25 protein-coding genes and 1 riboswitch are annotated in these 25,976 nt (G+C 46.5%); of the genes, 9 read left to right on the forward strand and 16 right to left on the reverse strand.

Annotated features, from left to right (window positions below; genetic code table 11):
• Positions 1-2 precede the first annotated feature (2 nt).
• From RT717_RS25685 to guaB, 7 genes are all read right to left on the reverse strand, one after another.
• On the reverse strand, positions 3-1,355 hold the full coding sequence (locus RT717_RS25685) for a peptidylprolyl isomerase (RefSeq protein ID WP_317489192.1): 1,353 nt from the start codon (positions 1,353-1,355) through the stop codon (positions 3-5).
• Positions 1,330-2,205 carry a peptidyl-prolyl cis-trans isomerase gene (locus tag RT717_RS25690; protein WP_317489193.1) on the reverse strand — a complete coding sequence of 292 codons (876 nt, stop codon included), beginning with the start codon at positions 2,203-2,205 and terminating at the stop codon, positions 1,330-1,332. The genes RT717_RS25685 and RT717_RS25690 overlap by 26 nt, the downstream gene beginning before the upstream one ends.
• The gene (locus RT717_RS25695) at positions 2,195-4,363 is read right to left on the reverse strand and encodes a peptidylprolyl isomerase (protein ID WP_317489194.1); all 2,169 of its coding nucleotides are present in this window, start codon (positions 4,361-4,363) and stop codon (positions 2,195-2,197) included. The genes RT717_RS25690 and RT717_RS25695 overlap by 11 nt, the downstream gene beginning before the upstream one ends.
• 20 nt (positions 4,364-4,383) lie before the next feature.
• Positions 4,384-4,803, reverse strand: coding sequence for an ATP-binding protein (locus RT717_RS25700; protein ID WP_317489195.1), 420 nt, complete (start codon positions 4,801-4,803; stop codon positions 4,384-4,386).
• Positions 4,793-5,137: an STAS domain-containing protein gene (locus tag RT717_RS25705; protein WP_317489196.1), complete on the reverse strand. Its 345-nt coding sequence runs from the start codon at positions 5,135-5,137 to the stop codon at positions 4,793-4,795. The genes RT717_RS25700 and RT717_RS25705 overlap by 11 nt, the downstream gene beginning before the upstream one ends.
• Complete coding sequence (locus tag RT717_RS25710; protein ID WP_317489197.1) at positions 5,134-7,233, reverse strand: GAF domain-containing SpoIIE family protein phosphatase; 2,100 nt, start codon at positions 7,231-7,233, stop codon at positions 5,134-5,136. The genes RT717_RS25705 and RT717_RS25710 overlap by 4 nt, the downstream gene beginning before the upstream one ends.
• A gap of 108 nt (positions 7,234-7,341) precedes the next feature.
• Complete coding sequence (gene guaB, locus RT717_RS25715; RefSeq protein WP_317489198.1) at positions 7,342-8,814, reverse strand: IMP dehydrogenase; 1,473 nt, start codon at positions 8,812-8,814, stop codon at positions 7,342-7,344.
• Positions 8,815-8,916: 102 nt separating this feature from the next.
• On the opposite strand from guaB, the gene pnuC reads away from it, so the two are divergent.
• From pnuC to RT717_RS25740, 5 genes are all read left to right on the forward strand, one after another.
• Entirely contained in the window at positions 8,917-9,540 is a 624-nt protein-coding gene (gene pnuC / locus RT717_RS25720) for a nicotinamide riboside transporter PnuC (RefSeq protein WP_394854108.1), read from the forward strand.
• Positions 9,537-10,052, forward strand: coding sequence for an ATP-binding protein (locus RT717_RS25725; protein WP_317489200.1), 516 nt, complete (start codon positions 9,537-9,539; stop codon positions 10,050-10,052). Before pnuC ends, RT717_RS25725 begins: the two co-directional genes overlap by 4 nt.
• A gap of 73 nt (positions 10,053-10,125) precedes the next feature.
• Positions 10,126-10,241, forward strand: a riboswitch (TPP riboswitch).
• Between the two features lie 53 nt (positions 10,242-10,294).
• Positions 10,295-12,766, forward strand: coding sequence for a TonB-dependent receptor (locus RT717_RS25730; protein ID WP_317489201.1), 2,472 nt, complete (start codon positions 10,295-10,297; stop codon positions 12,764-12,766).
• Complete coding sequence (locus tag RT717_RS25735; protein WP_317489202.1) at positions 12,766-13,833, forward strand: DUF6687 family protein; 1,068 nt, start codon at positions 12,766-12,768, stop codon at positions 13,831-13,833. The genes RT717_RS25730 and RT717_RS25735 overlap by 1 nt, the downstream gene beginning before the upstream one ends.
• A 30-nt stretch (positions 13,834-13,863) precedes the next feature.
• Positions 13,864-14,487 (forward strand): hypothetical protein, encoded by a 624-nt coding sequence (locus tag RT717_RS25740; RefSeq protein ID WP_317489203.1) that lies wholly within the window; start codon positions 13,864-13,866, stop codon positions 14,485-14,487.
• Here RT717_RS25740 and prmC read toward each other — a convergent pair.
• A complete protein-coding gene (gene prmC, locus RT717_RS25745) occupies positions 14,484-15,350 on the reverse strand; it encodes a peptide chain release factor N(5)-glutamine methyltransferase (protein ID WP_317489204.1) in 867 nt (288 codons plus the stop codon). The genes RT717_RS25740 and prmC overlap by 4 nt on opposite strands.
• A gap of 38 nt (positions 15,351-15,388) precedes the next feature.
• Between prmC and ribD the strand changes: the two genes are divergently transcribed.
• Both ribD and RT717_RS25755 read left to right on the forward strand, forming a co-directional pair.
• A complete protein-coding gene (ribD, locus tag RT717_RS25750; RefSeq protein ID WP_317489205.1) occupies positions 15,389-16,435 on the forward strand; it encodes a bifunctional diaminohydroxyphosphoribosylaminopyrimidine deaminase/5-amino-6-(5-phosphoribosylamino)uracil reductase RibD in 1,047 nt (348 codons plus the stop codon).
• Positions 16,435-16,917, forward strand: coding sequence for a GAF domain-containing protein (locus RT717_RS25755; RefSeq protein WP_317489206.1), 483 nt, complete (start codon positions 16,435-16,437; stop codon positions 16,915-16,917). The genes ribD and RT717_RS25755 overlap by 1 nt, the downstream gene beginning before the upstream one ends.
• Here the strand turns inward: RT717_RS25755 and RT717_RS25760 are convergent.
• The 6 genes from RT717_RS25760 to RT717_RS25785 all read right to left on the reverse strand — a co-directional run bounded on the left by RT717_RS25760 (position 16,907) and on the right by RT717_RS25785 (position 21,495).
• Positions 16,907-17,389: an RDD family protein gene (locus RT717_RS25760; protein ID WP_317489207.1), complete on the reverse strand. Its 483-nt coding sequence runs from the start codon at positions 17,387-17,389 to the stop codon at positions 16,907-16,909. The two genes, RT717_RS25755 and RT717_RS25760, sit on opposite strands and share 11 nt — an antisense overlap.
• A 75-nt stretch (positions 17,390-17,464) precedes the next feature.
• A complete protein-coding gene (locus tag RT717_RS25765; RefSeq protein WP_317489208.1) occupies positions 17,465-18,121 on the reverse strand; it encodes a phosphatidylserine decarboxylase family protein in 657 nt (218 codons plus the stop codon).
• A gap of 4 nt (positions 18,122-18,125) precedes the next feature.
• Positions 18,126-19,400, reverse strand: coding sequence for a Glu/Leu/Phe/Val family dehydrogenase (locus tag RT717_RS25770; protein ID WP_317489209.1), 1,275 nt, complete (start codon positions 19,398-19,400; stop codon positions 18,126-18,128).
• A 143-nt stretch (positions 19,401-19,543) separates the two neighbouring features.
• Positions 19,544-20,374 (reverse strand): phosphatidate cytidylyltransferase, encoded by an 831-nt coding sequence (locus RT717_RS25775; RefSeq protein WP_317489210.1) that lies wholly within the window; start codon positions 20,372-20,374, stop codon positions 19,544-19,546.
• A complete protein-coding gene (locus RT717_RS25780) occupies positions 20,355-20,561 on the reverse strand; it encodes a putative signal transducing protein (RefSeq protein WP_151997733.1) in 207 nt (68 codons plus the stop codon). Before RT717_RS25780 ends, RT717_RS25775 begins: the two co-directional genes overlap by 20 nt.
• A complete protein-coding gene (locus RT717_RS25785) occupies positions 20,554-21,495 on the reverse strand; it encodes a CPBP family intramembrane glutamic endopeptidase (RefSeq protein ID WP_317489211.1) in 942 nt (313 codons plus the stop codon). The genes RT717_RS25780 and RT717_RS25785 overlap by 8 nt, the downstream gene beginning before the upstream one ends.
• Before the next feature lie 60 nt (positions 21,496-21,555).
• Here RT717_RS25785 and dusB point away from each other — a divergent pair, with 60 nt between their 5' ends.
• Both dusB and RT717_RS25795 read left to right on the forward strand, forming a co-directional pair.
• Positions 21,556-22,551, forward strand: coding sequence for a tRNA dihydrouridine synthase DusB (gene dusB, locus RT717_RS25790; RefSeq protein ID WP_317492386.1), 996 nt, complete (start codon positions 21,556-21,558; stop codon positions 22,549-22,551).
• A gap of 26 nt (positions 22,552-22,577) precedes the next feature.
• A complete protein-coding gene (locus tag RT717_RS25795) occupies positions 22,578-23,450 on the forward strand; it encodes a DMT family transporter (protein WP_317489212.1) in 873 nt (290 codons plus the stop codon).
• A gap of 5 nt (positions 23,451-23,455) precedes the next feature.
• On the opposite strand, the gene RT717_RS25800 is transcribed toward RT717_RS25795, so the two are convergent.
• Positions 23,456-24,940 (reverse strand): SLC13 family permease, encoded by a 1,485-nt coding sequence (locus tag RT717_RS25800; protein WP_317489213.1) that lies wholly within the window; start codon positions 24,938-24,940, stop codon positions 23,456-23,458.
• A gap of 81 nt (positions 24,941-25,021) precedes the next feature.
• Positions 25,022-25,960 carry a DUF1684 domain-containing protein gene (locus tag RT717_RS25805; protein ID WP_317489214.1) on the reverse strand — a complete coding sequence of 313 codons (939 nt, stop codon included), beginning with the start codon at positions 25,958-25,960 and terminating at the stop codon, positions 25,022-25,024.
• Positions 25,961-25,976: the final 16 nt, after the last annotated feature.

The raw sequence follows: 25,976 nt of genomic DNA on the forward strand, positions 1-25,976 counted from the left end.
TATCAGTAATTCTCTTTTAAAAGATTGCAGAAGTCGAATTCCGGATCAACGTCAATGTACACATCTCCCTGTGCTTTACGAAACCACTCAGATAGAATCTTGTTTTTTTTGGCGCTAAGTGTTGCCTGATAAATCTTCTGGAAATCTTGCTCCAGATTTGCCTGGTGAGGTGGAACCTTGTCTTTATAGTAGATCAGTCTCAAAGCTTGCGTCCCGTCATCTAGCCTGTAGTCAATGGGTGCAGTAATGTTACCAACCTTCATCGTATCCAAAGTAAAGAAAAGCACTGGGTCGATTTCTTCAACGGAAACTCTCGGTGCGCCTGTGCCATCGAGCAAAAAGCCGCCATCGGAAGCTGTCGCCTTGTCATCGCTATATTCTTTTGCTGCCTTTTCGAACGTTATCGTTTTTGCTTCAATTTGCGTTTTCAGGCTGTCCAGGTAGTCCCGGGAGGCTTTGATGTCAGCAGGGGATGGCACAGGAATCATCAAGATGTGTCGACTGTTGTAGGTGTTTCCTCTTCTTTCTACAAGTTGTATAATATGAAAACCAAAGTCGGTTTCGACGGGCATCGAAATCTCTCCAGGCTGCATGCTAAGCGCAGTTGCTTCAAACTCAGGCGCTAAATCTCCTCGTCTGAAAAACCCGAGCTCGCCATTGTTTCTCCTCACACTCGGATCCATCGAATACTGCTGGGCAAGTGTAGCCATACTTTCGCCGGCCAGAATTTTATTTCTGATAGCAATTAACTGTGTGCGAATTTTTTCCTTTTCAACTTCACCAGGCTCAGGAATTTTTACGATTTGCCCAATAGTTACTTCGGTTGAAAAGAACGGCAGAGAGTCCGATGGAATGGTTTTGAAGAACTTCTTCACTTCTGCAGGTGTCACAGTTAAATCTTTGGTGATAGTTCCCTGCATTTTTTCCACAACCATCTGTTCCTTTACGCTCTCACGAAGCTCGTCCTTGAACTGATCGATGGTTTTTCCGTAAAATTCCTCCAGCCGCTCCTCAGAGCCGACCTGATTGATGAAGAACTGTAGTCGGCGATCCAGATTACTTTCCACATCGCCATCTTCCACCATTACGGAGTCTATTTCTGCTTTAGCAACAAGCATTTTATTGATAACCAACGTTTCCAGGGCATCGCACCTGGTGATACCAGTAATGTCATTTCTCGATAGCATTTCCAGGTAGGATTTTTCCATGTCCGACCTAAGGATGATATAGTTATCGACTTTAGCGATGATCTCATCCAACACCATTGTTTGTTGTCCCAATACTTTCAGGGACGCCATCATGATAAAAGCCAGTGAGAGTGCGAATATTCTAGTTCCTGTAAATTTCAAATTCATCGTTTTGTTGCGCCTCGTTTATGATCTCTTCTTCCAGTTTCTTAGCGAGCTCAATTTTACGCTTATTAAGAATAATATTAGCTATGTCTTCCCTGATAAACTCCAACGGAGAAACCTGATCAGAGATTTTGTATTCAAGTAGTTTTATGAAGTAAATAAATTTGTCGTCCGACGATTCTACGAAAGAATTATCCCGCAAAAACTGAACTTTGTTGGGTATGGTGGCTAGCGGCGTGCTTTTCACCACCTCGTCAAAGTTGAGCCAGGCGTTGTCCTCAAGGGAGGAAGATATGGCAAACCTGAAGCAATAAGACTTGATTTCTTCCATGTCGGAGTCGGGGTAACTTCTTAACAGACCCCTGATTCGTGAAATTCGTGGGGCCTCCTTGGGAATTTTGACAAACAGGCACTTGATAATGTTCTGCTTTAGAAGAAAGTTCTCAAACTTATCGTCGTAATAGGTTTGTATTTCTTGCTCGGAAACCTCTTTGTTAAGGCGCCTGCCGATCTCATATTTTTCAAACTCATGCACCATGAGGGCATACTTATAGTCAAGCACCTTGCGTTCGATTTCTGCTTCGTTGAACTCTATCTTCGAAGACGCCTTGGCAATCATGAGTTGCTTTTTTATCCAACTATCAACGTACTTCTCAACCAGCTTGACACTGTCTTCAGGGGACAAATTTTCAGGGGCAATACCAGTGAGGTCAGCTTTATAGAGGTACGTGTCGAAGACACGTGCTACGGGAATTTCCTGAACATTGGCTTCTTCTCCTGATTTTAGCTTTATAAACTCGCAGCTATGCAGCAGAGAAAGGATGAGTACGAGAGGAAGGTATTTACTTTTCATTAAGTTGTTTTACTACATTTTTCCAAGCCCTGGCGTTCACTTTTACGCTATACTTGGCCTTCAGCTCATTTAGCCACGTGGTTTCCAGAAATTCCTGATAGTCTGAAACCACTTTGCCTTTGACCTCTCCGAGCTCTTTTCGGGCAGGTTGCTGTATATTTTTTATATACAGAATTTTCGAGAAGGCACCGTCGTTGACGAAATGAATCCCCGCCTTCCAGTATTCTTTGGGAACGAGGTTATTATCTTTTTCAAGCAGAGTACTTGAAACCTTCAAAGATAGCGTATCCAGACCATTGAAATATTTTTCTAACACACTTTTTGATTGGGTAAGTAATTCAATTTGAGATGAGTTGATCTCATCTTTGATAAAACGAACCCTTGAGGCCTCATCGGGAAATGCTGTTTTTATTTCCCGGACCGATTTTTCATTTGCATAAATAGATAGTCTCAGGGAGTCAATCGAATTGAATACCTCTGCAAGGCCCGCCTTGGCTGCTCCCCATTCTGATGAGGTGCCAACTGTGTATTTTCTTAACAGGAACAAGGTGTCGATGGAAGAGCTCATCAGGCTTTTCAGCACTTTATTTTCGCCTTCAATGCTCAAGACGTCTGCCCGTTCATTCCATGTATAATCACCCCGGTGTTCGGAGAAAAAGCTGCTCAAACCCACAGTATCCGTGTTGGCCATCTGCCACACCTTTTCGTTCATTACCTCAAACAGCAGGGTGCCATCAAAATACTCGTTGTATAAAAACCTGTAAGCGGAGTTAGTAGCATAGAGTTGCTGTAGCTCGATGCCTTCTAGCTTCTCCAGCAAGAAGCTGTTCCAAAGCTCATCAGCATACTTTTCAGCTGTTAGGTTGCTGCCCTTCTTTTGGTTTATCTCCACATACCGGAAGAAATCTTCTGTTGTTAGTTGGCTATTGGCAGCGTTAACCAACACTTTTTTCAATTCTGAGCCTTTGGAGTCGTAAGACCAATTGCCTTCAATGATCCTGCCGTCTATCAATGAAAAGGCGGCCCTTTTCGGTTCAAGAAAAATCTTCACATTTAGTCGGCTGATCAAACTATCAATAGTTTGATCATTTCTACTGGAGTAGCGGTCATCGCCCGAAATGCGTGATTCAATCATTGTCCTTACCTCTTCCAAAGGCGGCACGGGCTTCTTCTCTACCAGTTTGATGATGTGCCACCCATTTTGCGCCTTGAGAGGATGAGAGATGTCGCCGGGTTTATCCAAACCACTTGCTGCAGTATAAAATGACGCTGGCAGTTGCCTGAATGTTAACCAGGGCAGCTCCCCGCCTTTGTTTTTATTAGAACCTTCATCACTGTATTGCGCCACCAGGCTGTTCCAGTCTTCACCTTTGTCAAGTTTTGCCTTTACCTCTGCAGCTTTAGCGTACGCCAATGTTGAGTCGGCATTCATTTTGAAAAAAATATGTGCCAGCTTAATAGACCCCAGGGCTTTTCGCTTCGCATGGACATAAACAATGTGATAGCCAAACGACGTTTTGAAGGGGTCAGATACTTTACCGGCGGCAGTTTTGAAGGCTGCATTTTCGAATGGGTACACCATTTGGAAGGCGCCGAAATAGCCCAGATAGCCATTGTTTTGTGCGGCCGACGGATCCTGCGAATACTGTTTGGCCAATGTGGCAAATGATTCACTGTTGCCTACCCTTTTTTTGATGTCAAGAAGAAGGTTGTAGGCTTTGAGGGTATCTTCAGGTGAGGCATTCGCTGGAATTTCTATGAGGATATGGGAAGCCTCCACCTCCTCCAGAGTGCGGCTGTAAGCTTCTCTGACCAGCTCCTCGTTAATGAGGTTTTCGGTCCGGTAAGGTTTTGCCAATTGTTTTTTGTAACCAACCATTTCCTCCACGAAAGCTGGTTTTTTATCATAACCAAGTGCTTTTGCCTCTTTTACCTTGAGCCGAAAGTTCACATAGAGTTTGAAGTAGTCGTCAAGCTCTTGCTCTGTAAAAGAACCAGAAGTTGCCTGCCGGTTTTTGTTGAAGGCATAGAGGAATTCTTCCGTAGAAAAAGCTTCATCCCCAATCGTAAAAAGGGGATCTTCTTTTTGGGAGAAGGCGGGGTTTGATAGGCCAAACGAAAAAATGAAAAGGACGAAGAGGGCTCCCTGGGGCTTCATTATTCAGCTAGAAGTATTTGTTATTGCTTTTTAAAATCCTTGGTGAGCCGGCAAACATTGTAACCATTGGACTGATAGAATTCGATTTTATCCATGATTCTGTTTACAAGCATAAGCCCAATGCCTCCCTTTTTCTTGGTTCTGATAATATCTGAGAGGGAGGGCTCTTTGTACTGTGCCATGTTGAAAGCTTCACCGTGGTCTTTTATTTCGAAAACTGTTGTTTTGTCTGCTTTGAATTCAACCGAGATTTCAATGGATTCGTTGGCATCGCACCCATGCGAGTGAATGATAAGGTTGGCGCACACCTCATCCACAGCAAGCACAACCTTGTGACTTTCCACATCGGAAAGGCCATGCTGCCTCAGCAAATCGTCAATAAATTGACGGATCTCCTGAAGTTTATCAGTACTGCACGATGCCTTATAATTATATAACATTTAATAAACCCTTAGCGGACTTTTCATCATCAACAATTTTTAAAAGCTGATCGAGACCTAAAATTTGAAAAACATGGAAAACCTTATCCTGTAAGCCGAAAATAACCATGTTAATCTCCTTTATTTCCAGCTCTTGTATGTAAGACATAAAGACTCCCAGCCCTGCAGAAGAAATATAATTAAGCCCAGAGCAGTCGATCATTATTTTTTTATACCCATCAGATACTGCGTTCTGAATTGTTGTGTCGAGTTGAATAGATGAGCTCGCATCTACTTCGCCTCCAACACTAATGCATACATATTCTTTGTCTTCTGCTGTAGAGATTTCAATCATTTTTTAGTTTTTACGGATTCAACACTTTTAACGTTTTCATGCCCAGAGAACTTTACGATGAGCATGGTATAATCATCGTCCAACGACCGTTTTCCACAGAAATCGTATAAATCATCAATGATCCCGTCCTTTATTTTGTCGGGTGATAGGTTAGCATGCTTAAGTAGAGAGGTGCGGAGGCGATCGTACCCAAATTCCTCCTGGTTCTGGTTAGTGGCTTCCGTAATACCGTCGGTGTATAATACGAACACATCCTCCGGCTTGTAGTAGAACTCATTAACCTGAACATAGTCTTCGAAGGAAGAGTTTCGCAATATTCCCAGCCCTAGCCCCTTGTTTTTGAAGAAGCTGGTCTCCCTTGTACGGCCATCGAGGTATAAGGTTGGGCAGTGGCCTGCTCTGGTGAACCTTACTACTTTACTTTTTGTGTCGATTATGAAGTAGGAAGCCGTAATGAATGAGGTTTTCTCAAGGCACCGGCTTAAGGCGCTATTGGCCTGCACCATAAATTCTTTTGGCTCCAGATCCAGCTGTGCAAGGCTATGGAAAATTCCCTTCATCTGGCTCATATGGAAGGCAGCTGACGTGCCTTTGCCAGAAACGTCGGCGATGATAAGGGCTACTTTATTGTCGTTGATGCGGAAGGTGTCATAGTAATCGCCCCCTACTTCGTCGGCAGCCATAGAAAATGCCGTGATGTTGTAGTCGTGGTTTTTGTCAAGGGTTTGTGGTAAAAGACTTTTTTGAACCCGTGAGGCAATTTTCAGCTCTTCCTTGTACCGTTCGTTTTCCAGAGCTTCCGTTAGCAGCCGGAAATTTTCAATCGAAATGCTCGCCTGGTTGACGTAAGTGTTGATGATGTCGATCATTTCCTTGTTGAAGGAGTCGTCGACCTCTTTCAGCAAGGCAAGAGTGCCGATTTGTTCATTTTTAACAATAATGGGGTACACCAGAATCGACTTGAACGGCACTTTTTTAAGCGTAGCCGTCAGTTTTTGGCTGGTGGGGTTTCTTTCCAGCTCAGAGTTGAGAATTCGCTTCAACGTGCTGTTTTGCGCAGCCTCCTTTATTTTGTCTATAAGGTCAGGGTTCAGGTTCCTTACCAATAGTTCCTGTTTGCCGGCCTTTGTGTCCGTGATCTCCAGCCAGGCAGCGTCTGCAAACACCGCACTTACAGCGCTATCAAGTAATATTTCGAAGACTTGCTCTTCTTTTTGTCCGGTTGGGATGGTTTGGCTCAACCGCTGGAAATTGATGACCTCTTCCAGTTTGCTCTCAAAAACGGAGGAAGTGGGGAGGTTGAACAGGATAACAAGGACAGAAAAAACGGAGTAAATGAAGATGAAGGCGAAGACTGCCAGCACGAACACATTGTTGAGGAGGTCGGTGATCAGCACGGACTCATTGGAATAACCAACCAGGCTCATGAAGAAGTACCACAGATAAATGATGACCAGCAGTAGAAACAAGATGCTTTTCCACTTTTGCTTAAAATTGAGATAGGCGACCCATTTTAAGTTGACAGACAAGATCAGCCCAATGCCAACGAGCAAGAGAATTACCGTGTTAAAAGGAACGTCGAACAACTTGTAGCCGGAAAACTCAAAGCCAAGGCTCAGAAAAAGGAAATATTCGAAGAACTGCCAGGTGCGCAGAAGCTTCTTGGATTTTTGATAGAGGATCAGCCTTTTCCAAACGATGAAGGTGGAAATCAAAAACGATAGAATGAGCCCCAGGTTGACCAGGTAAAAGAAGTTGATCAACAGAATATTTTTGGTGAGCATGGAGCCTCCAAAAACGTAGAAAAAGAACTTGATCGACAGTGAAACGATGGTAGTAAGAAGGCCGGTTACAAATACACGCCACAACAAATCGATAAAATTGATGCTCTCTGCTTTACCAATGCTGTAGCGATAATAAACCCCAACAGACAAGATAAAAAGGATGAGAAAAGCGTGGGGTAAGAACTGCGGTATGCCCAGAGAGGCGTTGTTCTTCTGATCGAAAAGGATCGACAGGTTGGTCAATAGCAGCAGCGTCCAGAATATAATTCCGAAGGCTATGCTAAGTCTGACGATGCTTTTGTTCGACAACATCCAATAGTGTTACACCTGTTTGACAGGGCAATTTAAATAAATCACTAATTACTGTAAAAATATAAAAGCTGCCCAAAGACAGCTTTTATTATACCATGTTGATAACTGTTATCTCGACGAATAATTGGGAGCCTCTCTGGTAACGGCGATGTCGTGCGGGTGACTTTCACGAACACCAGCGGCTGTAATTTTAACAAATTGGGCTTTCTGAAGATCTTCGATGCCAGCAGCTCCGCAATAACCCATCCCGGCTTTCAGTCCGCCCACGAGTTGGTACAGCACTTCCGAAACCAGGCCCTTGAATGGAACCCGCCCCACAATGCCTTCCGGCACCAGCTTTTTCACGTCGTCCTCAGCGTCCTGGAAGTAGCGGTCTTTAGAGCCACTTTCCATTGCTTCCACTGAGCCCATGCCGCGGTATGTCTTAAACTTTCTTCCTTCGTAAATAATGATCTCGCCAGGTGCCTCCTCTGTTCCAGCCAGTAGCGACCCGATCATGATGCTGCTGGCACCACCTGCAATAGCTTTCACAAGGTCGCCAGAGAAGCGCACACCACCATCGGCTATAACGGGCACTCCGCTGCCTTTGATGGCCTCTGCGGACTCTACCACTGCTGACAGCTGAGGTACGCCCACGCCAGCTATGATTCTGGTGGTGCAGATACTGCCCGGGCCAACGCCTACTTTCACAGCGTCGGCACCTGCATCAACAAGCGCTTTGGCCGCTTCGCCAGTAGCAATGTTTCCAACAATCATGTCGAGGTCGGGATAGGCCTTCTTCACCCTTTTGGCGGTGTCAATAACTCCTTTGGAATGACCGTGTGCGGTGTCAATACTGATTACGTCCACGCCAGCTTTTATCAACAAATCAACCCGATCCAAAATGTCTTCGGTAACGCCTACCGCAGCGCCCACTCTAAGCCTGCCAAACTCATCCTTACATGCGTATGGACGATCTTTTTTCTTTAAAATGTCTTTATAAGTAATTAAGCCACTCAGCCTGCCTGACTTGTCAACGATGGGAAGTTTCTCAATTTTAAACTCCTGCAAAATGTCCTCTGCCTGCGCCAGGTCGATGCCCACATCTGCTGTAATCAGCTTACCGGTGGTCATCACGTCCTTTACAGGTACGTTCATTTTTTTCTGAAAGCGCAAATCCCGGTTGGTAATGATGCCTACCAGTTTTCTGTCACCATCAATGACCGGGATGCCACCAATCTTGAATTCACGCATGATGGCGACGGCATCGCCTACAGTCGAGTTCACATCAAGTGTGATGGGATCGAGGATCATGCCACTTTGAGAGCGCTTCACTTTTCGAACCTGCTCTGCCTGGGCCTCTATCGACATGTTTTTGTGAATGAAACCAAGACCACCTTCCAAAGCCATAGCAATGGCAAGAGAATATTCGGTGACCGTGTCCATAGCCGCAGACACCAGAGGCACATTAAGTCTGATATTTCTGGTAAGTTGCGTCGAAGTATCAGTCTGGCGTGGAAGTACTTCAGAATACGCTGGGAGTAATAGTACGTCGTCGTAAGTGAGCGCTTCGTACTTGAACTTGGAGTTGTTGAGGGCCATTTGCAAATAATAATTTACGTGATATTATTTGCGGGGCAAAATTAAAGATATTAAAGATTATTCGGAACGGTTAGTTCGAAATTAATTTTAACGAAAGAATATTTGGGCATGGAGTGGTTTCTGGAAGGATTGAAAATTGGCGTGCAACAAATGACCTGGCTGGAAGCAATAGCCGTATTCTTTGGGCTTTTGAGCGTCTGGTATTCCATGCGGCGAGACATTTTGGTTTTCCCTACCGGAATAGTAAGTACCATCATTTTTGTCTATATCTGCTTTCCGGCCAAGCTTTATGCCGACATGGCCATCAATGTTTATTACACTGCCATGAGCGTGTATGGATGGATTCTCTGGAGTAAAAAGACTCCCGGTGAAGAAGCCCTTCCTGTTAGCTATAACAGCCAAAGAGAAAATGTAATTACAGCCTTTTTCCTGATTGGATCATTTGCCTTCTGGTATTACATTCTTACCCAACATACCGATAGTGACGTGCCCTTGTGGGACTCTTTGACCACGGCCATTTTCATAGTGGGCATGTGGCTCATGGCAAAAAAGAAGGTGGAAAACTGGGTGGCATGGATTGTAGGCGACTTGATTTCCGTGCCACTTTACTTCTACAAAGGACTATTACTGGCCAGCTTTCAGTTTTTCATTTTTACAATAATTGCAGTGATAGGACTTGTTGCATGGATAAATGATGTGAAGCAGCAAACGAAGGAGGCCGTATGACCAAAAGGATTGGCATTATAGGCCCCGAATCAACTGGCAAGTCAACTTTGAGCCTCCAGCTGGCAGCCCATTTTCAAACACAGTGGGTACCCGAGTTTGCCAGGCAATACCTTATAGACATTAATCGACCGTACGAGGAAAGTGATTTGTTGACCATTGCAAAAGGTCAGAAAGCGAAAGAGGAGCAATTATTTCGAGGCGCCAACAACTTTTTGTTTTGCGACACCACACTTATCGTCGTTAAGGTGTGGAGTGAACACAGCTATGGCCGATGTGATCCCTGGATTGCAGAGCAGGTTGATCAAATGAAATATGATTATTTTTTCCTTACCGATATCGACATACCCTGGGTGGAGGATCCACTGAGGGAACATCCACACATGCGGGATTATTTTTTTGACATTTATAAAAGCTATCTCGAAAAGGAAGGCTTTCCCTACTCGTTAGTGAGTGGTAATGAGGAAGAAAGGCTCCAATTGGCCATTGCGAAAGTAGGCTCGTTGATTGTCTGAAATAGGTTTCATTTCAGGGCTGTCGGCTCCATCGATTTGATTCCTATCTAAATTCTTCCTTACCTTAGTAGCGTAATTTTACCAGGGGTGCCCTATCTGCCAGTAGGCGGAATAAGTTCGGGCTGAGATTATACCCTTTGAACCTGATCCGGGTAATGCCGGCGCAAGGGAAAGGAGGTGAAACGTTAAGGTGGCAGAAACCCCTTGATGCCACTGATGTTTAACCGAAAAATTTAAGGTACATGTTTAACAAAAAAATGTTGGGCGTCAGCTTATGGCTGGCACTGACGGGTGTGTTCGCAGGAGCGAATGCCGATGCCCAGTCGCTTTCAGGCAAAGTGACTGACGCAGAAACGAATGAGGCCCTACCGGGGGCTAATGTGGTCATTGTAGGGAGTGGAAAAGGAGTTTCCACCAATAATTTGGGTAACTACTACCTGACAGGACTGCCGACAGGGCAGGTGACTATCAAAGTGTCTTTTGTAGGGTATGAAACGGTTGAGAAAGCAATTTCACTTGGTACAGATGAAGTCATGAACTTTAGTCTTTCCAAAGACCTGCTGCTCGATGAGGGCATCATTGTGTCCTCAACACGGGCCAATGAGAAAACGCCGATGACATTTTCCACTATTTCCAACAAGGAAATAAAGGCACAAAACCTTGGCCAGGACATGCCGATGTTGGTCAACTGGTCGCCATCGGTGGTGACAACTTCCGATGCAGGTGCTGGAGTTGGTTACACCGGCATCCGGATCAGAGGAAGCGATGCTACCCGGATCAATGTGACCATTAACGGTGTTCCGCTCAATGATTCAGAGTCGCATGGCACTTTCTGGGTCAATACGCCTGACCTTGCCTCGTCTACCAACAATATTCAGATCCAGCGGGGTGTGGGTGCTTCGACCAATGGAGCGGGTGCGTTTGGTGCCACCATCAACCTCCAAACTTCCATGCCCTCCACCGAAGGTTTTGGAGAGATCAACAACTCTTTTGGCTCTTACGGAACAAGAAAACACAACATTGTGTACAACACCGGTCTCATCAAGGACCACTGGTCGTTTGAAGGCAGGCTGTCAAAAATTGCTTCCGACGGTTATATCGACAGGGCGTCGTCAGATTTACAATCTTATTTCCTTTCCGGAGGCTATTACGGCAAGAAAACCATTGTGAAAGCGCTTGTGTTTGGAGGCAAAGAAGTTACCTACCAGTCGTGGTGGGGTACGCCTGAAGCGAGACTCAACAACGACGAGGAGGGCATGCAGGAGGTGATCGCCAACAACGGGTATTCGCAGGCTCAGGCAGACAACTTGCTGAACTCAGGCCGCACTTTCAACTACTATCAGTACGACAACGAGGTTGATAACTACCAGCAAGACCACTACCAGCTTCACCTGACTCACCAGCTGAGCAAAGAGTGGTCGGTTAACGGTGCATTGCATTACACTTATGGACGTGGCTACTATGAGCAGTACCGGGAGGGCGACGACTTTTCTGACTACGGGCTCGACCCGATCGTGATAGAAAACACTACCGTTGAGACCACAGATTTGATTCGCCGTCGCTGGCTTGACAATGATTTCTACGGGTTTACCTATAGCATCAACTACAGTGGCGAGAAGTGGCAGACAACGTTGGGCGGAGGCCTCAATGTGTACGATGGAGATCACTTTGGCGAGATCATCTGGGCCAGATATGCAAGCAATTCCGAAATCAGAGACAGGTATTACGAAAGCAATGCGCTGAAGAAGGACTTCAATAGCTACCTGAAAGCCAACTATCAACTTACCGACAGGCTGAATGCCTACGGCGATCTGCAAATCCGTACGATTGGCTACACTACCGAAGGGGTTGACAGCGACCAGGCCGCTATTGATGTGGACGAGAATTTCTTCTTTTTCAATCCAAAGGCAGGCCTTACTTATGCCCTTGAAGGGACTTCCCAGCTTTACGCTTCTTACAGCGTTGCCCACAGAGAGCCTATCCGAAGCGACTTCATTGATGCTCCAGCTGGAAAAGTGCCGGCACCCGAAACGCTGGGTAACTGGGAAGCCGGATACAAAACGGCCGGTAAGCGCTACTCGGCTGGTGCCAACCTCTATCTGATGGACTACAAAGATCAGTTGGTATTGACTGGCGAGGTTAACGACGTGGGCTCGTCCGTCCGTACTAATGTAGCCGACAGCTACCGGGCTGGGCTCGAACTACAGGGCTCCGTACAGCTAACCAACCAGCTAACCTGGAACGCCAACCTGACTTTGAGCAGAAACAAAATCAAAGAGTTCACTGAAGTGCTTTACGACTACGGCACCAACTTTGACGAATACAACGAGATCAGAAATGTCTACAAAAACACTGACATCTCTTTCTCTCCCAATGTCGTTGCGGGGTCTCAGCTTTTCTACCGCCCGATTCCCGCCTTTGAAGCAGGGCTGCTTACCAAGTATGTTGGCCGTCAATACATGGACAACACGCAGATGGAATCCCGCTCTATCGATCCCTACTTTGTCAATGATCTCCGGTTTACCTATGAGTGGAAACCAGCATGGGTAGAAAGAATAGGCCTCAGCTTGTTGGTGAACAACGTATTCAGCACGCTGTACTCCTCTAATGGATATACCTTCGGATACTTCGGGGGCGCTTATGAGGTGCGAGAAAACTACTATTATCCTCAGGCAACGAGGAACTTTCTGGCAGCTTTATCTGTGAGGTTTTAATGGAATTCATTCCGTTTGCTGAAGCCAAAAAACTTGATCACCATCAGGTGATTGGAGTAGACTGCTTCCTTCCTGGCAGGCTCAATTTGAGCCACTGGAGGGGAGCGGGCCCTCCTGCTGAACTTGCCGAGGACACCAGTGCTGCCATTGCCATCAACGCTTTGGTGAAGGGCGCTGTGCCGGAGGCGGCCAGGTTTGTCACGAATAACCACTTCGACGTAGACGGGTTTATTGGCATTTGGTCTCTGCTGAATCCAGAGCTGGCGCTAAAGCACCAGCATTTGTTGAAGGCAATGGCTTTGCTGGGAGATTTCAGGGAGCTCCCGGAAGACGCAGCGCTCGCTGACCAGGCGCTGAAACTTGTGGCGTGGCTGAATAGTGTAGAAAAGAAAAAGTTTTATGCCCCTTTCGGAAAAGCCTACCTGGAAGAAGAGGCCTGCGTAGAAAAGTACACCTTCTTTTTGCCAGCGTTTGAAAAGGCTTTGAATGACCCTGAGGTGTTTCGCAAAGATTGGGAAGAGGAATATCAACTGGCCAATCAACACTTATCGCTGTTGGCCAGCCAGGGCAGTGTGGAGTTCTATGAAGACATACGGCTTCTTGTGGTTCATGCTCCAATGCCTCTTCATTATTATGCTCTTTTCGGGAAATCGGCGCAGACAGATATGGTGCTGACCATTTACCCGGGAAACCAGTTTGAGTTAGAGTATAAATACACGACATGGGTAGACGCCTACGGCCGAAACCCTTACCCGAGAATTAACTTTCAGCTGCTTATTGAGAAGCTAAATGGCCTGGAAACTACCGGTGAGAAGTGGACAGGTGCCGATGTGACAGACACCGGGCCTATTCTTCGGCTTGGCCCTTCTATTAAAGACAAGGAAATACGTTTTGATCACCCTTTTAACAGGCGGTTCTACTCATCATCCATTGCTCCGGAGTTGCTGGAAAATACTGTCATTTCTTTTTACCGCAAGGCTTGTCAGTCGACAAAGCCAAAGGAAATATGGACCTGGGCGGAGATTCGACAAGTGAACGACAACCTTATGAAAACGTGGAAGAAATAGTCATCTTCGTGTTTTTGTAAATCACTGCTAATGTCTTCACACCATATCGTTCGAGATGAGCAGGAACCAGCTTTGCTGGCGCTGAATGCCGCATGGCTTCGCAACGAAACGCTGGCAAGCTTGCTGGAGTGGAGCCCGACGATTGTGGTGCCCGCCGGAGAGGTGGAGGTGTTAACCACCCTGGGAATCAAGCCCGATGTAGTGGTGGCGACCCATGAAGAAAAAATTCAACACGCCGCCGTCTGGGAAGCTTTCGCCCCCTTGACCATTTTGGAAAGAATAAGTGAACAGAATGATGTCATTGCTGCCCTTCATTACCTTTTGGCAAAGAGATACAAGGCGGTTAATATTTTTGCCTCTCCTTTTGATTTATCCCTTTCGGAGTTAGCACTCTTTTTCGCCAATATGGACATTGTTTTCTATTGTGAAACGAGCCGTTGGCTGTGGATCCGACAAGGGAAATACAGCAAATGGCAGCCAGCAGGCACCCAGCTCAGCGTAAAGTCGCTGGATGAGCCACAGGAGTTTATGTGGAGCGGGTTTACTGCAAAGCCATCCAAGCAACTTTTGGACAAGGCGACTCTTTCCGTTGAGAAGGATAGCTTGGTTTATATTCAATCCGGGCAGGCTTTTCTTCTTGAGGAACAGCTTTAGCCGACCTGCCCTCTGACCATCCGGTCTTTGCCATTGATGTCCTGCCGCAGTTCGATTTGAGAGTAACCCAATGAATCGAGCAAATCTTTTATTTCCGGGCCAAAAGCTTCGTTGATCTCGAAGTAGAGCCAGCCTTCCTTTTTCAAGCCTGTTTTGGCCAGCGTTGCAATTCTTTTGTAAAAAATAAGCGGATCATTGTCGCCGACAAACAGGGCCAGGCTGGGATCAAATGCCAAAACGTTTTTGCTCATTAAAGGCTTTTCGGAAACTCTGACATAAGGAGGGTTACTAACTATGATATCAAAAGCCCCTTTATCGATCGTTGCCTCCAGAATATTGACTTGTTTAAAATGTACCTCAGCTCCCAGCCGACCCGCATTCTTTCTGGCAACTGCCAAGGCTGGTTCGGAAACATCCCAGCCCTCACATTGAAAGGTTGGCATTTCCAGCTTAATGCTGATGGGGATGCAGCCACTGCCTGTACCTATGTCCAGGAGGCTGATCTTGGTTGGCTTCTTTTGAGAATTGATAATCCAGTGAACCAACTCTTCTGTTTCGGGTCGGGGAATCAGCACATCTTTGTTCACAAAGAATTTTCTACCGTAGAACCATCCGTAGCCCACCACATGTTGTACTGGCTCTTCATTTTTGAGCCTTTTAACTGCTTCGTCAAGCGTAGCCCTATCATCCTCGGATAGCTCCAGTTGTTTTTTTGCCAGCCTGTCGCCGGCAGTTATTCCCAGCACTCCCTCCAGCAAGTAGCCGGTGATGCTTTGTGCTTCATTGGCGCCACAAATCAGGATCAGTTGATTGGCCACTTCGGTGAATAGTTTGTCGGCAGAAGTAATAGCGGGGATAGGCAAGGCAATAATTTTTTTGTCTCACAATTTATGTCAAATTTATGAGGCAAATAGCAATTGATTTGGAACAACACCAGGTATTCATGCGGCGGGCCATTGAACTGGCGCAGTTAGGTTTGGGTAGTGTGAGCCCTAATCCACTGGTTGGCTGTGTAATAGTGAAAGACGGCCTGGTCATTGGGGAAGGCTGGCATCGCAAATATGGAGAGGGCCATGCCGAAGTAAACGCTGTGAATGCCGTAAAACATCCTGAGCAGCTTAAAGGCGCTACTGTGTATGTCACGCTTGAGCCTTGCTCTCACTTTGGCAAAACACCACCATGTGCCGATCTTTTGATAGAAAAAAATGTGGCAGAGGTGATAGTGGCTGTTGAAGACCCCAATCCGCAAGTCGCTGGGCAGGGTATCGCCAGACTGAAACAGGCCGGTATCCATGTGCAGGTGGGATTGCTGGCTGAGGAGGCCGAATGGATGAACAGGCGGTTTTTAACGGCCATGAAAGACCACAGGCCTTACATCATCCTGAAATGGGCGCAAACCATGGATGGTTTTGTTGCTCGGGAAAACCATGACTCGAAGTGGATCAGCAACGCCTATTCAAGAAAGCTGGTGCACAAGTGGCGGACGGAAGAGGATGCTATTTTGGTCGGCAGCAATACCGTAGTTTACGACAATCCACAATTGACCGCCAGGGACTGGCCAGGCAAAAACCCTGTGCGGGTAGTGCTGGATCCGGGTGACGAGTTGGATGGTAACTACCATGTGCTTGATGGCTCCGTTTCGACGATCATCTATACAACCATACGAGAGTCGCTGGAGGCTAACCTTGAGCTTGTAAAGGTCGACGCACATCACTACTTGTCGGAGGTGCTGGCTGATTTGCATAGGAAAAATATCCGATCGGTGATTATAGAGGGTGGAGCCAAAACGCTGGAATCGTTTATAGAAATGAACCTTTGGGACGAGGCCAGGGTTTTTTATGCGCCCACGACATTTACCACGGGCATAAAGGCTCCGGTTTGCGGAGGCACTATTTTAAGTAAGGAAGATATTTTGGGTGATACATTGATTATTTACACAAGAGACTAATGGCTGAAACTCTTTTTATTCCGCAGGAAGCGACTAAGCAAGACAAATACGAATCGCTTGTGCCTCAGGTTGAAGCGTTGATTGCCGGCGAGCCAGATCTTACGGCCAACCTGGCCAATATTGCTGCGGCTCTGAAATACGGAATGGGCTTTTTTTGGGTTGGTTTTTATATGGTCAAAGAAGACCAGCTGGTGCTTGGGCCGTTTCAGGGGCCAATCGCTTGTACCAGAATCAACCTGGGTAAAGGCGTTTGTGGCTCTTCATGGAAGGAGGCCAGAACCTTTATTGTGCCGGATGTTGATCAGTTTCCCGGTCACATAGCTTGCAGCGGCGATTCAAAATCGGAAATAGTGCTGCCAATCATTCGAGACGGAAAAGTGCTTGGCGTTCTTGATGTGGACAGCGACAGACTCAATGAGTTTGACGAGGTAGACCAGCGCTACCTCGAGCAAATCATTGATATGCTTCAAATCACTTCTTAACTACCAACGTGCTGGCAATCATATCATGAAGGCCTTGCTTCTTTTCTGTGAAGCCCGCCATGATATAACCAATGCCGAGGATCATCGAAGAAACAATCTTACCCAGGTTTCGGAGCAGGGCTTTTCCAAAATCGAGTTTGTTGCCTTCCATGTCGGTTACTTTTAGGCCAAGAGCTATTTTGCCCACGGTTGCCTGGTACTTACTTGACTCCATAAAAGAGTAATAGAGCACCTGAATGGTGAGAGTAATTAAGAAGGTAACGCTGGCAATGCTAGCGAGAGCGGCAAAAAGCCCTATCGCTTCTTCAGTGCTCATGGAATCGTCAAACAAGCCGGGTGTGGTGGCAAAGCCAAAACCCAGAGCGGCAAAAATTGGCAACAGAACAAAAGATTGGACTGTATAGACTATGATATAGTCAATAATGTAGGCCACAAAGCGTAGCCAAAATCCAGCATAATTAGTAGATGACATAGTATGTAAGGGTTGGTTTTTATGAAAAGATATAAATTTCTTTTCACTAAACCAGCGATCTGGAAGCGATATGCTTTAGGCCAGCCTGGCAATCACCGTTTTGCCGCCTGTAGTTTTGTCGTTGATGTTGACTTCAATTTTGGCGTCAAGAGGTAAAAACACATCGACTCTGGAGCCGAACTTAATGAATCCGAACTCCTCACCCTGGGTCAGTTGGTCGCCCTCTTTCACATACCACTTGATGCGGCGGGCAACTGCTCCGGCTATCTGGCGGAAGAGCACTTTCACACCCTTGTCGTTTTCCATGACCACAGTCGTTCTTTCATTCTCGATGCTCGACTTCGGGTGCCAGGCAACAAGGTATTTTCCTGGGTGGTATTTAAAAAAGCTTACTTTTCCTTTGATTGGAGCCCTGTTGACATGTACGTTAAGAGGCGACATAAAAATTGAAATCTGTATGCGTTCGTCTTTCAGGCATTCGTCTTCGGTGGTTTTTTCAATCACCACCACTTTCCCTTCGGCGGGTGCGTAAACAGCTTTAGGGTCTTCGGGAGTCACGCATGTTGGAAGCCTGAAAAACTGAAGAACAAGAAGGTAGATCACAATGCTGGCAGCAAGCACCAGGGTATGAATAAGCGACATTGCCACATAGTTGAAAACTACGTAGTTCAAGCCGATGAAAATAATCGCCATCACCAGCAATAATGTTCTACCTTCTTTGTGTATGGTCATCTTTCTAAAATCTACCTCTGAATTTATAAGTTTTAGCTACTTTATCGATGGCTACAATATAAGCGGCAATCCTTAAAGAAACATTATACTCCTGAGAGGTTTTGAACACGTTGTTGAACGCATCCTTCATGATCCGGTCAGACCGCCGGCTCACCCTGTCTGCAGTCCACTTATAACCAAGGCGGTTTTGTACCCACTCGAAGTAGGATACAGTTACCCCGCCAGCGTTGGCCAGGATGTCAGGCACAGCCATGATGCCCTTGTCGTTCAGCAAAGCATCGGCTTTGGCTGAAGTTGGCCCATTGGCGCCTTCCACAATCAGCTTCGCCTTTATCTGGTCTGCGTTGTGCACGGTAATCACATCTTCTTTTGCTGCCGGCACCAAAACGTCGAGGTTAAGGGTGAGCAGATCATCGCCCGCAATTTTTTCGGCACCTTTAAAGCCCTCAAGTGAGCCGTTATTGGCATTCCGATACTCTATGGCTTTGTTAATGTCAATTCCGCTGTCGTTGTAGTAGGCTCCGGAAATATCGCTCACAGCAACGACCGAGGCACCTCTTTCTTCCAGAAGTGTAGCGGCCCATGATCCTACGTTACCAAACCCTTGAACAGCCACTTTCGCATGGTAAGGATTAATTTTCAATTTCTCCATTGCCGCCAGCGCAGTAATCATTACCCCACGACCTGTAGCCTCAGTACGGCCCAAAGAACCGCCCAAAACCAGGGGCTTGCCTGTAACAACCGCATTCACAGTCATGCCCTGAGCACGGGAGTATTCGTCCATCAACCAGGCCATTTCACGAGGGCCCGTACCCATATCGGGGGCGGGAATGTCTCTGTCAGGCCCGAAGATTTCGACAAGGGCACCTGTATAGGCCCTGGTCAACCGTTCGATTTCGCCCGGCGACATATTGCGTGGATTACAGATGATACCGCCTTTGGCACCACCATAGGGAATGTCCACCACGGCGCATTTCCACGTCATCCAGGCGGCCAATGCTTTTACTTCATCCAGGTGAACGTCCATGTCGTAGCGGATGCCACCTTTAGAAGGGCCAAGAATGTTGGAGTGAATTACCCGATAGCCTTCAAACACTTGTACGCTGCCATCATCCATGGTAATAGGAAGGTTCACTATTACCTGCTTAACAGGCGACTTCAGCACGTTGTACACCTCATCATCCAGTCCAAGACATTTTGCTGCAATGTCAAACCTGGACATCATCGATTCGAAAGGATTTTCTTTGTCCTTTATCGGTGCCGGTTCTATGTAAGCCATAAAAATATAATAGGGTTAATGTGTTGTATTCGGTGGCAAAGCTACTAAAAGCAATAGAAAGTTTGCTCAAAAAAGCTGAAATGTACATTTTTTAGCAAAGGTGTCAAGTATCTGTGAAATGGGAGCTTAGCACACTGGTAAAATCAGAGAAGCCTTAGAAAAACGATAATAAAAGGCACGGATAGCAACAATCCATCAAAACGATCCAAAAACCCGCCATGCCCTGGAATACTTTTGCCTGAATCTTTTATCTCCATGCTTCTTTTGAAAAGAGATTCTACGAGGTCACCATAGGTTCCAGCCACAATGATGATAACGGAGACTGACAGCCATTCCCAGAGAGGCAACACAGTAAAGTACATGGAAAGGCCATAGGCCATTGCCAGGGAGGTCAGGGCCCCTCCCACACTTCCTTCCCAGGACTTCTTTGGAGACACTCTTTCGAAAAGTTTGGTTTTGCCAAAATTGACTCCGGCAAAGTAGGCACCGGTGTCGCTTGCCCAAAGTATTAGTAGCAATCCGACTATTATCTCCCAATGATATTCGCCCCTCGAGAAGGCAATAAAGTTAAGGAGAGCAAAAGGCACGGCTACGTAAATGATCCCCAGAAAGGTAAAACCAATGTTGGTAAATGGGTTCTTTTCGTTTTTCTTGTAGAGCTTGATAAAAAAGATGGTGGCCAGCAAAGGAAAAATAAGAAAGGCGTATTTACCGTCAATCTCTCCTGTTTCCACAAAGAAGGTGAGACAAAATATAATCGCCCCTATAAAGCAACCCAGGAAGCGCAGCGGCAAAATGCCATGAAGCCGCACGAGGTTGTAAAACTCCATTTGGGTAAGAAGAGTCAGGATAAAAAAAATGGCAAAATACGTGTAGGGGCTGTAAATAATCAGAAAGAGCAAGATAGGGGCTCCTATAACTGCTGCGATAATTCTTTGGGTTAGGTTGTTGAACCTATTCAAAATGGATGTCATCGTTGATCATTTTCACAGCGCTGAGGACATTCTCAGATGAAACATACACCTCATAGTTGCCCAACTGATAGAGAGAATCTTTTTTGCTAACTACCACAGCGGAAATATCATTTTCCTCTAGTACTGCCTTCACAATCTCTGCTTTGTGCTGTTGGTTATTAGTAAACACCTTTTGCCAGTTATCCATCAGCGTTTTCCAGGTTCCTGTGAAACTTAATAAAGAGGTAAGTGAGGGCAGCACCAATAATAAAGAAAAACCCTACTGTTTCCAAAGGCACCGTCTCTGTATCGTCGATGTTGAAGTCGACCAGGTCATTTTTGTAAAGGTAAAGCATCACCAGGCTGAAGCCATTGTTGAAGAAGTGCGCCAGCATAGCTAGCACCAGGCTGCCCGACCAGTAGAAAATATAGCCAAAAAGTGCCCCCAAGAACAGCCTTGGCACAAATCCATAGAATTGAACGTGGAAGGCACTGAAGAACAAAGCACTGATCCAAATAGCCGCATGCGGGTTTCGAACCAGTTGCTGAAGCCTGGTTTGAATAAGCCCTCTGAAAAGAAGCTCTTCACCAATGCCGGGTATAATGGCGACTACAAACAAAGCAACCAGTAGTTCGCCAAAGCCAGAGAAGTCGGTCAGGTATTCGGTAATCACTTTACGTTGTTCCTCATTCGTCTGCGCCCATTGCTCAAAGCCACTCATAAACTCCGGAAACTTCAGGTTGATGTTCCATTCTATAAAAAGACTGTTGACAACCATGAAACAGAAAGTGATCAGGATGGCATAGGTTAATGGCTGCCAATAGCGGGTGTCAACGGAAAAATAGGTGCTTACTTTTGTGCTTTGATAGAGTTTGACGTAGAGCAACGGCACCAGAATAAACGCTCCGAGCGACCCCACAGCCTGGGTGGTGTACAGCGCCACTTTGGATCGTGGGTCGCCCATGTCCGTCATGAGCCTCATTGTTTCTTCAAACCCCGTATTAAAAAGCAGCATCAGCGGCAACACGGAAATTATCTGAAACACGATCATTCCACCAAAACAAAATAAAACCAGCTGAAGCAGGCCAAGCCCCGGCCCCTTCAAATCTCTGATTTCAAGGAAACTATTGTACTTTTGCATCTTGTTAGATTAGCTGATGTAACACAACTGGTCACATTCGGCCCTAAAGGTAGACATACGGTGGTAAAAATAGGTAACATAGAACTGGGAGAATTCCCGCTTTTGCTCGCACCCATGGAGGATGTAAGTGATCCTCCGTTCCGTGCAGTGTGCAAAGACAACGGCGCCGACCTGATGTACACCGAGTTTATCAGCAGCGAAGGCCTCATCCGTGACGCCATAAAAAGCCGCAAGAAGCTCGATATTTTTCCTTACGAAAAACCCATTGGTATTCAGATTTTTGGTGGTGACGAGGAGGCCATGGCTATGTCGGCGAGAATAGTGGATGCCACACAGCCCGATATTTTGGATATCAACTACGGTTGCCCGGTGAAGAAAGTGGTCTGCAAAGGTGCGGGTGCCGGGGTGCTGCGGGATATTCCGTTGATGGTCAGGCTGACTCAGGCAGTGGTGAAGTCTACAAGCTTGCCAGTGACAGTAAAAACCAGGCTTGGCTGGGACGACAGTAGCATCAACATAGAAGAGGTGGCAGAACGACTTCAGGATGTGGGGATCAAAGCCCTGAGCATACATGGCCGAACCAGAGCGCAGCTTTACAAGGGTGAAGCCGACTGGACGCTGATCAGAAAGGTGAAGGAAAACCCCAGGATACAGATACCGATCTTTGGCAATGGCGACATTGACACTCCGGAAAAGGCGCTTGAATACAAGAACCAGTATGGAGTGGACGGCATCATGATAGGAAGGGCAGCAATAGGCTATCCATGGATTTTTAATGAGATCAAACATTTCATGAAAACCGGAGAAAAGCTGGCAGCGCCGAGCATGAAGCAAAGAATAGAGGTGGCCAGAAAGCACCTTAAGTTCTCTGTTGAATGGAAAGGTGAGAAGACAGGCATCCTGGAAATGCGCAGGCACTACACCAGTTATTTTAGAAATATCCCCAACATAAAGCCCTACAGGCAAAAGCTGGTAGAGTTCGAAGCCTATGAACAGGTTGATGAACTGCTTTGTGAAATGGAGCAGGAATTCATGAACGCTTTCGTGGAGGCATAGACAATATGAGCAAGCCAGCCAGCCAGATGAGTGACAAAGCACTCGCATGGCTTTTACTGATTACACTTTCTTTCATTTGGGGTAGCAGTTTTATTCTGATCAAAAGGGGGCTCGAAGTCTATTCTCCATTGGAACTTGGTGCCCTTCGTATAGTGACAGCGGGCTTGTTCCTTCTGCCGGTGGCAGTAAGCCGGATTGGTAAACTTTCGAAGCGGAACTGGCAGATTCTTCTTCTTGCTGGTTTTGTAGGAAGCTTCGGGCCGGCTTTTTTGTTTGCCCTCGCACAAACGCATCTCGATAGCGGGCTGGCAGGGTCGCTCAACGCACTTACCCCTCTTTTCACCATTTTGATAGGGAGCTGGTTTTTTAGTTCCACTTTCACCAGAAGGAATGCTATTGGCATTGCCATTGGCTTTGTGGGTACAGTACTTTTGATATTTGCCGGGAGCGATGACGGTATCTCAGGCTTCAATTTTTATGCGCTGTTTGTAGTGCTTGCTACCATCATGTATGCTACCAACCTGAACATCATCAAGGCGTATCTCGCAGACCTGAAGCCGTTGACAATTACCAGTGTTTCGCTGCTTATGGTGCTGCCTCTCGCACTGGTTATTCTGGCAAGCGCCACCGACTTCAGCACAAAAATCATTTATACAAAAGGAGCCTGGGAGGCCCTCGGCTATATAAGTATTCTGGGCGTTGTCGGGACAGCGATAGCGTTAATCATATTCAATAAAACAGTGCAGATTTCAACACCCCTGTTCACCAGTTCTGTTACTTATATCATACCACTCATTGCCGTGATATGGGGTCTTCTGGACGGCGAAAGATTGCTTGTCACCCACTATATAAGCATGGCGCTTATTCTTGTGGGTGTTTTTATTGGCAACAGGAGGTAGTCCGCCTAAAACGGGTTCACTGACAAGTCGATACCGAGCACCAGCTCCATCAAAAAATAGACCGAAAGCGTGATCAGCACCGTGCTGGCGAGGTTCAGTGCAAAGCCTTTTCGAATCATATCTTTCATTTCCACATGACCAAAACTAAATACAATGGCATTTGGCGGAGTGGCAATTGGTAGCATAAAAGCGCAGGAGGCAGCGAGTGTAGCGGCGATCATTGGCCCAAACGGATGCACGCCAATCGACTGAGAAAGGGCAGCCAAAATCGGCAGCATGATAGAAGCCGTGGCTACATTGGAAGTGACCTCGGTTAAGAAGTTGAGCATAAGGGCGATTATGAAAATAAGAAGCAGGAGGTTAACACCTTCGAGCAACGACATTTGCTGGCCAATCCATTCAGCCAGGCCAGACTCCTGAAAGCCAGCTGCCAATGCCAGCCCGCCACCGAACAGAACAATTATCCCCCAGGGGAGCTTCACCGCCGACTCCCAGTCCATGACCATTTTGTTCACTTCACTTTTAGCAGGCACCAGAAACAAAGCCAATGCACCGCTCATGGCAATGATGGTATCGTCAAGACCAGGAAGGAATTTTTTGAGAAGGAATGAGCTGGTTATCCAGGAAAAGGCAGTTAGGGTAAAGACAGCAAAGACGGCTTTTTCTTCCCAGCTCATTTTGCCCAGTTCTTTCAGGTCGTCCTCGATTTGCTTCCTGCCTCCTGCAAGGGGCTTTTTTGGCAGAGGGTAGGCCACCCTCACCATATACCACCAGAGGATTGTTAACAGAACGACAACAAGAGGCATCGCAAAAGCCATCCAAAGAGCAAAGGATATTTCGACATCGAAAAGCTGCTGAGCGATGGCGGAGAAGACTACGTTGGTAGGCGTGCCTATCAGTGTTCCCATGCCTCCAATGGAAGCCGCATAGGCAATGCTGAGCATGAGCGCCTTCCCTAAACTTGCCTTGAGCTTCACTTTGTCGGGCATGTCACTCTTGTCGATAATGCCTCCAAGCTGACTGATCAACGCTATGCCAATCGTCACCATCATGAGTGAAGTGGCTGTGTTTGAAATCCACATGGAAAGAAACGCCGTAGCGATGATGAAGCCCAGCACGATACCCCGGCTGTTGGTGCCCACCCATGAAATAATGGTGAGAGCGATTCTTTTGTGCAGGTTCCACTTCTCCATGGCAATGGCGATAATAAAGCCTCCCATGTAGAGGAATAAAATTTTATTGCCATAAGCGGCTGTTACTGTGTCGATTTTGGCGCCGCCAGTTAACGGCAGTATCACAATCGGCAATAATGAAGTGGCAGCCATGGGAATGGCTTCGGTTGTCCACCACGTAGCTACCCAGAGTGTGCAGGCCAAAACCGACCGGCCTGATTCGCTCATCCCTTCGGGCTGTACTATAAACTGGAAGATAATGAAAAGGACTGGCCCCAGCACGAGTCCAATTTTAGAAGCCAGCGATTTGCTTTCCATTCAGCGGATATATTTAGGTAGGTGCCTGAAATTAGAAAATAGCACAGAAAAGCCCAATCCTTTGATCAAAAGTATGAACAATCAATAGTGGCTGGCAAATTTTTCCCCGGCCAATATTGCCACCTTCAACTTGTTTTGAGGGGGAGGAAGCGGACAAGTTGCAAAAGGTGTGTACACGCAGGGTGGATTGTACCCCTTGTTAAAGTCCATCACCACTTCCCCACTGCTGTTTGGTTTTGTAGTATACATATAGCGGCCACCTCCGTACGTTTCTTCTCCCGTTGTTTCATCAGCATATGTCACAAAAAACTCATCACCCTCTTCTGTCACGTCGAGCGCATACTCCTCGCCATCTTTTTCAAACACAAGCCTGCCCGGGCTTGGCTGGTCATAAGTGATGCCAAGGATGTTTTGGATTTTCAGCACTTTAGGGGGATCGTACGGCTCAAATTCAGCGGTGATCACCCAATTTACATCCACAGGGTAGGAATCGATCGATTGAAGAGAGTCTAATTTTGGGTTTTCAAAATCCCGAAGGCGCACTGCCAGCTCATCACCTCTTTTAATGACAAACCAGGTAAGCGCCTCGTGGCTCATTTGCAGACTCATATGCATAGAGTCGTCATAAACCAACTGTAGGGCTGGGGCTTCCCATATTGAGTCTTTTCCCTCTTCTTTCATCATGACCACAGGCTCAGAAGGGGCCTCATATAGTACAGATTTGGTATTAGTCACTCGCAGCTTGCCTAAAAAAGCGGGTGCTTTTTCAGGAAATACAATCTTGTTGGACGAATCTGACCCAAAGGTAGACAAGCCCTTGTTAAGGATGTAAAGGCCTGCAAGGTTGACATAGCCGTTGGGGGCCTTTAGTTTTTCGATTCGTTCCTGTTGCCATTTTTGATGGGCTACTTTGTAAGCTGCAACTTCTTCCTCCGACATTTTATGGTCGCAAGAGGTCAAAAGAAATGACGTGATAAGCGATAAAAAAGAAAGACGGATAATTATCGTTGAGACTTTCATGGCTGGATTGGTCGGT

It is taken from the genome of Imperialibacter roseus, from assembly GCF_032999765.1.
Taxonomy (GTDB): domain Bacteria; phylum Bacteroidota; class Bacteroidia; order Cytophagales; family Cyclobacteriaceae; genus Imperialibacter; species Imperialibacter roseus.

Bases quoted from the DNA above. Each gene is read 5' to 3' on its own strand.
- RT717_RS25695 (WP_317489194.1), bottom strand. From the start codon at position 4,363: ATGAAGCCCCAGGGAGCCCTCTTCGTCCTTTTCATTTTTTCGTTTGGC.
- RT717_RS25805 (WP_317489214.1), bottom strand. From the start codon at position 25,960: ATGAAAGTCTCAACGATAATTATCCGTCTTTCTTTTTTATCGCTTATC.
- RT717_RS25755 (WP_317489206.1), top strand. From the start codon at position 16,435: ATGGCTGAAACTCTTTTTATTCCGCAGGAAGCGACTAAGCAAGACAAA.
- guaB (WP_317489198.1), bottom strand. From the start codon at position 8,814: ATGGCCCTCAACAACTCCAAGTTCAAGTACGAAGCGCTCACTTACGAC.
- RT717_RS25700 (WP_317489195.1), bottom strand. From the start codon at position 4,803: ATGTTATATAATTATAAGGCATCGTGCAGTACTGATAAACTTCAGGAG.
- RT717_RS25770 (WP_317489209.1), bottom strand. From the start codon at position 19,400: ATGGCTTACATAGAACCGGCACCGATAAAGGACAAAGAAAATCCTTTC.
- RT717_RS25705 (WP_317489196.1), bottom strand. From the start codon at position 5,137: ATGATTGAAATCTCTACAGCAGAAGACAAAGAATATGTATGCATTAGT.
- ribD (WP_317489205.1), top strand. From the start codon at position 15,389: ATGAGGCAAATAGCAATTGATTTGGAACAACACCAGGTATTCATGCGG.
- RT717_RS25685 (WP_317489192.1), bottom strand. From the start codon at position 1,355: ATGAATTTGAAATTTACAGGAACTAGAATATTCGCACTCTCACTGGCT.
- RT717_RS25775 (WP_317489210.1), bottom strand. From the start codon at position 20,374: ATGACATCCATTTTGAATAGGTTCAACAACCTAACCCAAAGAATTATC.
- RT717_RS25730 (WP_317489201.1), top strand. From the start codon at position 10,295: ATGTTTAACAAAAAAATGTTGGGCGTCAGCTTATGGCTGGCACTGACG.
- RT717_RS25780 (WP_151997733.1), bottom strand. From the start codon at position 20,561: ATGGATAACTGGCAAAAGGTGTTTACTAATAACCAACAGCACAAAGCA.
- RT717_RS25725 (WP_317489200.1), top strand. From the start codon at position 9,537: ATGACCAAAAGGATTGGCATTATAGGCCCCGAATCAACTGGCAAGTCA.
- RT717_RS25690 (WP_317489193.1), bottom strand. From the start codon at position 2,205: ATGAAAAGTAAATACCTTCCTCTCGTACTCATCCTTTCTCTGCTGCAT.
- RT717_RS25785 (WP_317489211.1), bottom strand. From the start codon at position 21,495: ATGCAAAAGTACAATAGTTTCCTTGAAATCAGAGATTTGAAGGGGCCG.
- RT717_RS25710 (WP_317489197.1), bottom strand. From the start codon at position 7,233: ATGTTGTCGAACAAAAGCATCGTCAGACTTAGCATAGCCTTCGGAATT.
- RT717_RS25795 (WP_317489212.1), top strand. From the start codon at position 22,578: ATGAGTGACAAAGCACTCGCATGGCTTTTACTGATTACACTTTCTTTC.
- RT717_RS25735 (WP_317489202.1), top strand. From the start codon at position 12,766: ATGGAATTCATTCCGTTTGCTGAAGCCAAAAAACTTGATCACCATCAG.
- RT717_RS25760 (WP_317489207.1), bottom strand. From the start codon at position 17,389: ATGTCATCTACTAATTATGCTGGATTTTGGCTACGCTTTGTGGCCTAC.
- RT717_RS25765 (WP_317489208.1), bottom strand. From the start codon at position 18,121: ATGACCATACACAAAGAAGGTAGAACATTATTGCTGGTGATGGCGATT.
- RT717_RS25740 (WP_317489203.1), top strand. From the start codon at position 13,864: ATGTCTTCACACCATATCGTTCGAGATGAGCAGGAACCAGCTTTGCTG.
- RT717_RS25800 (WP_317489213.1), bottom strand. From the start codon at position 24,940: ATGGAAAGCAAATCGCTGGCTTCTAAAATTGGACTCGTGCTGGGGCCA.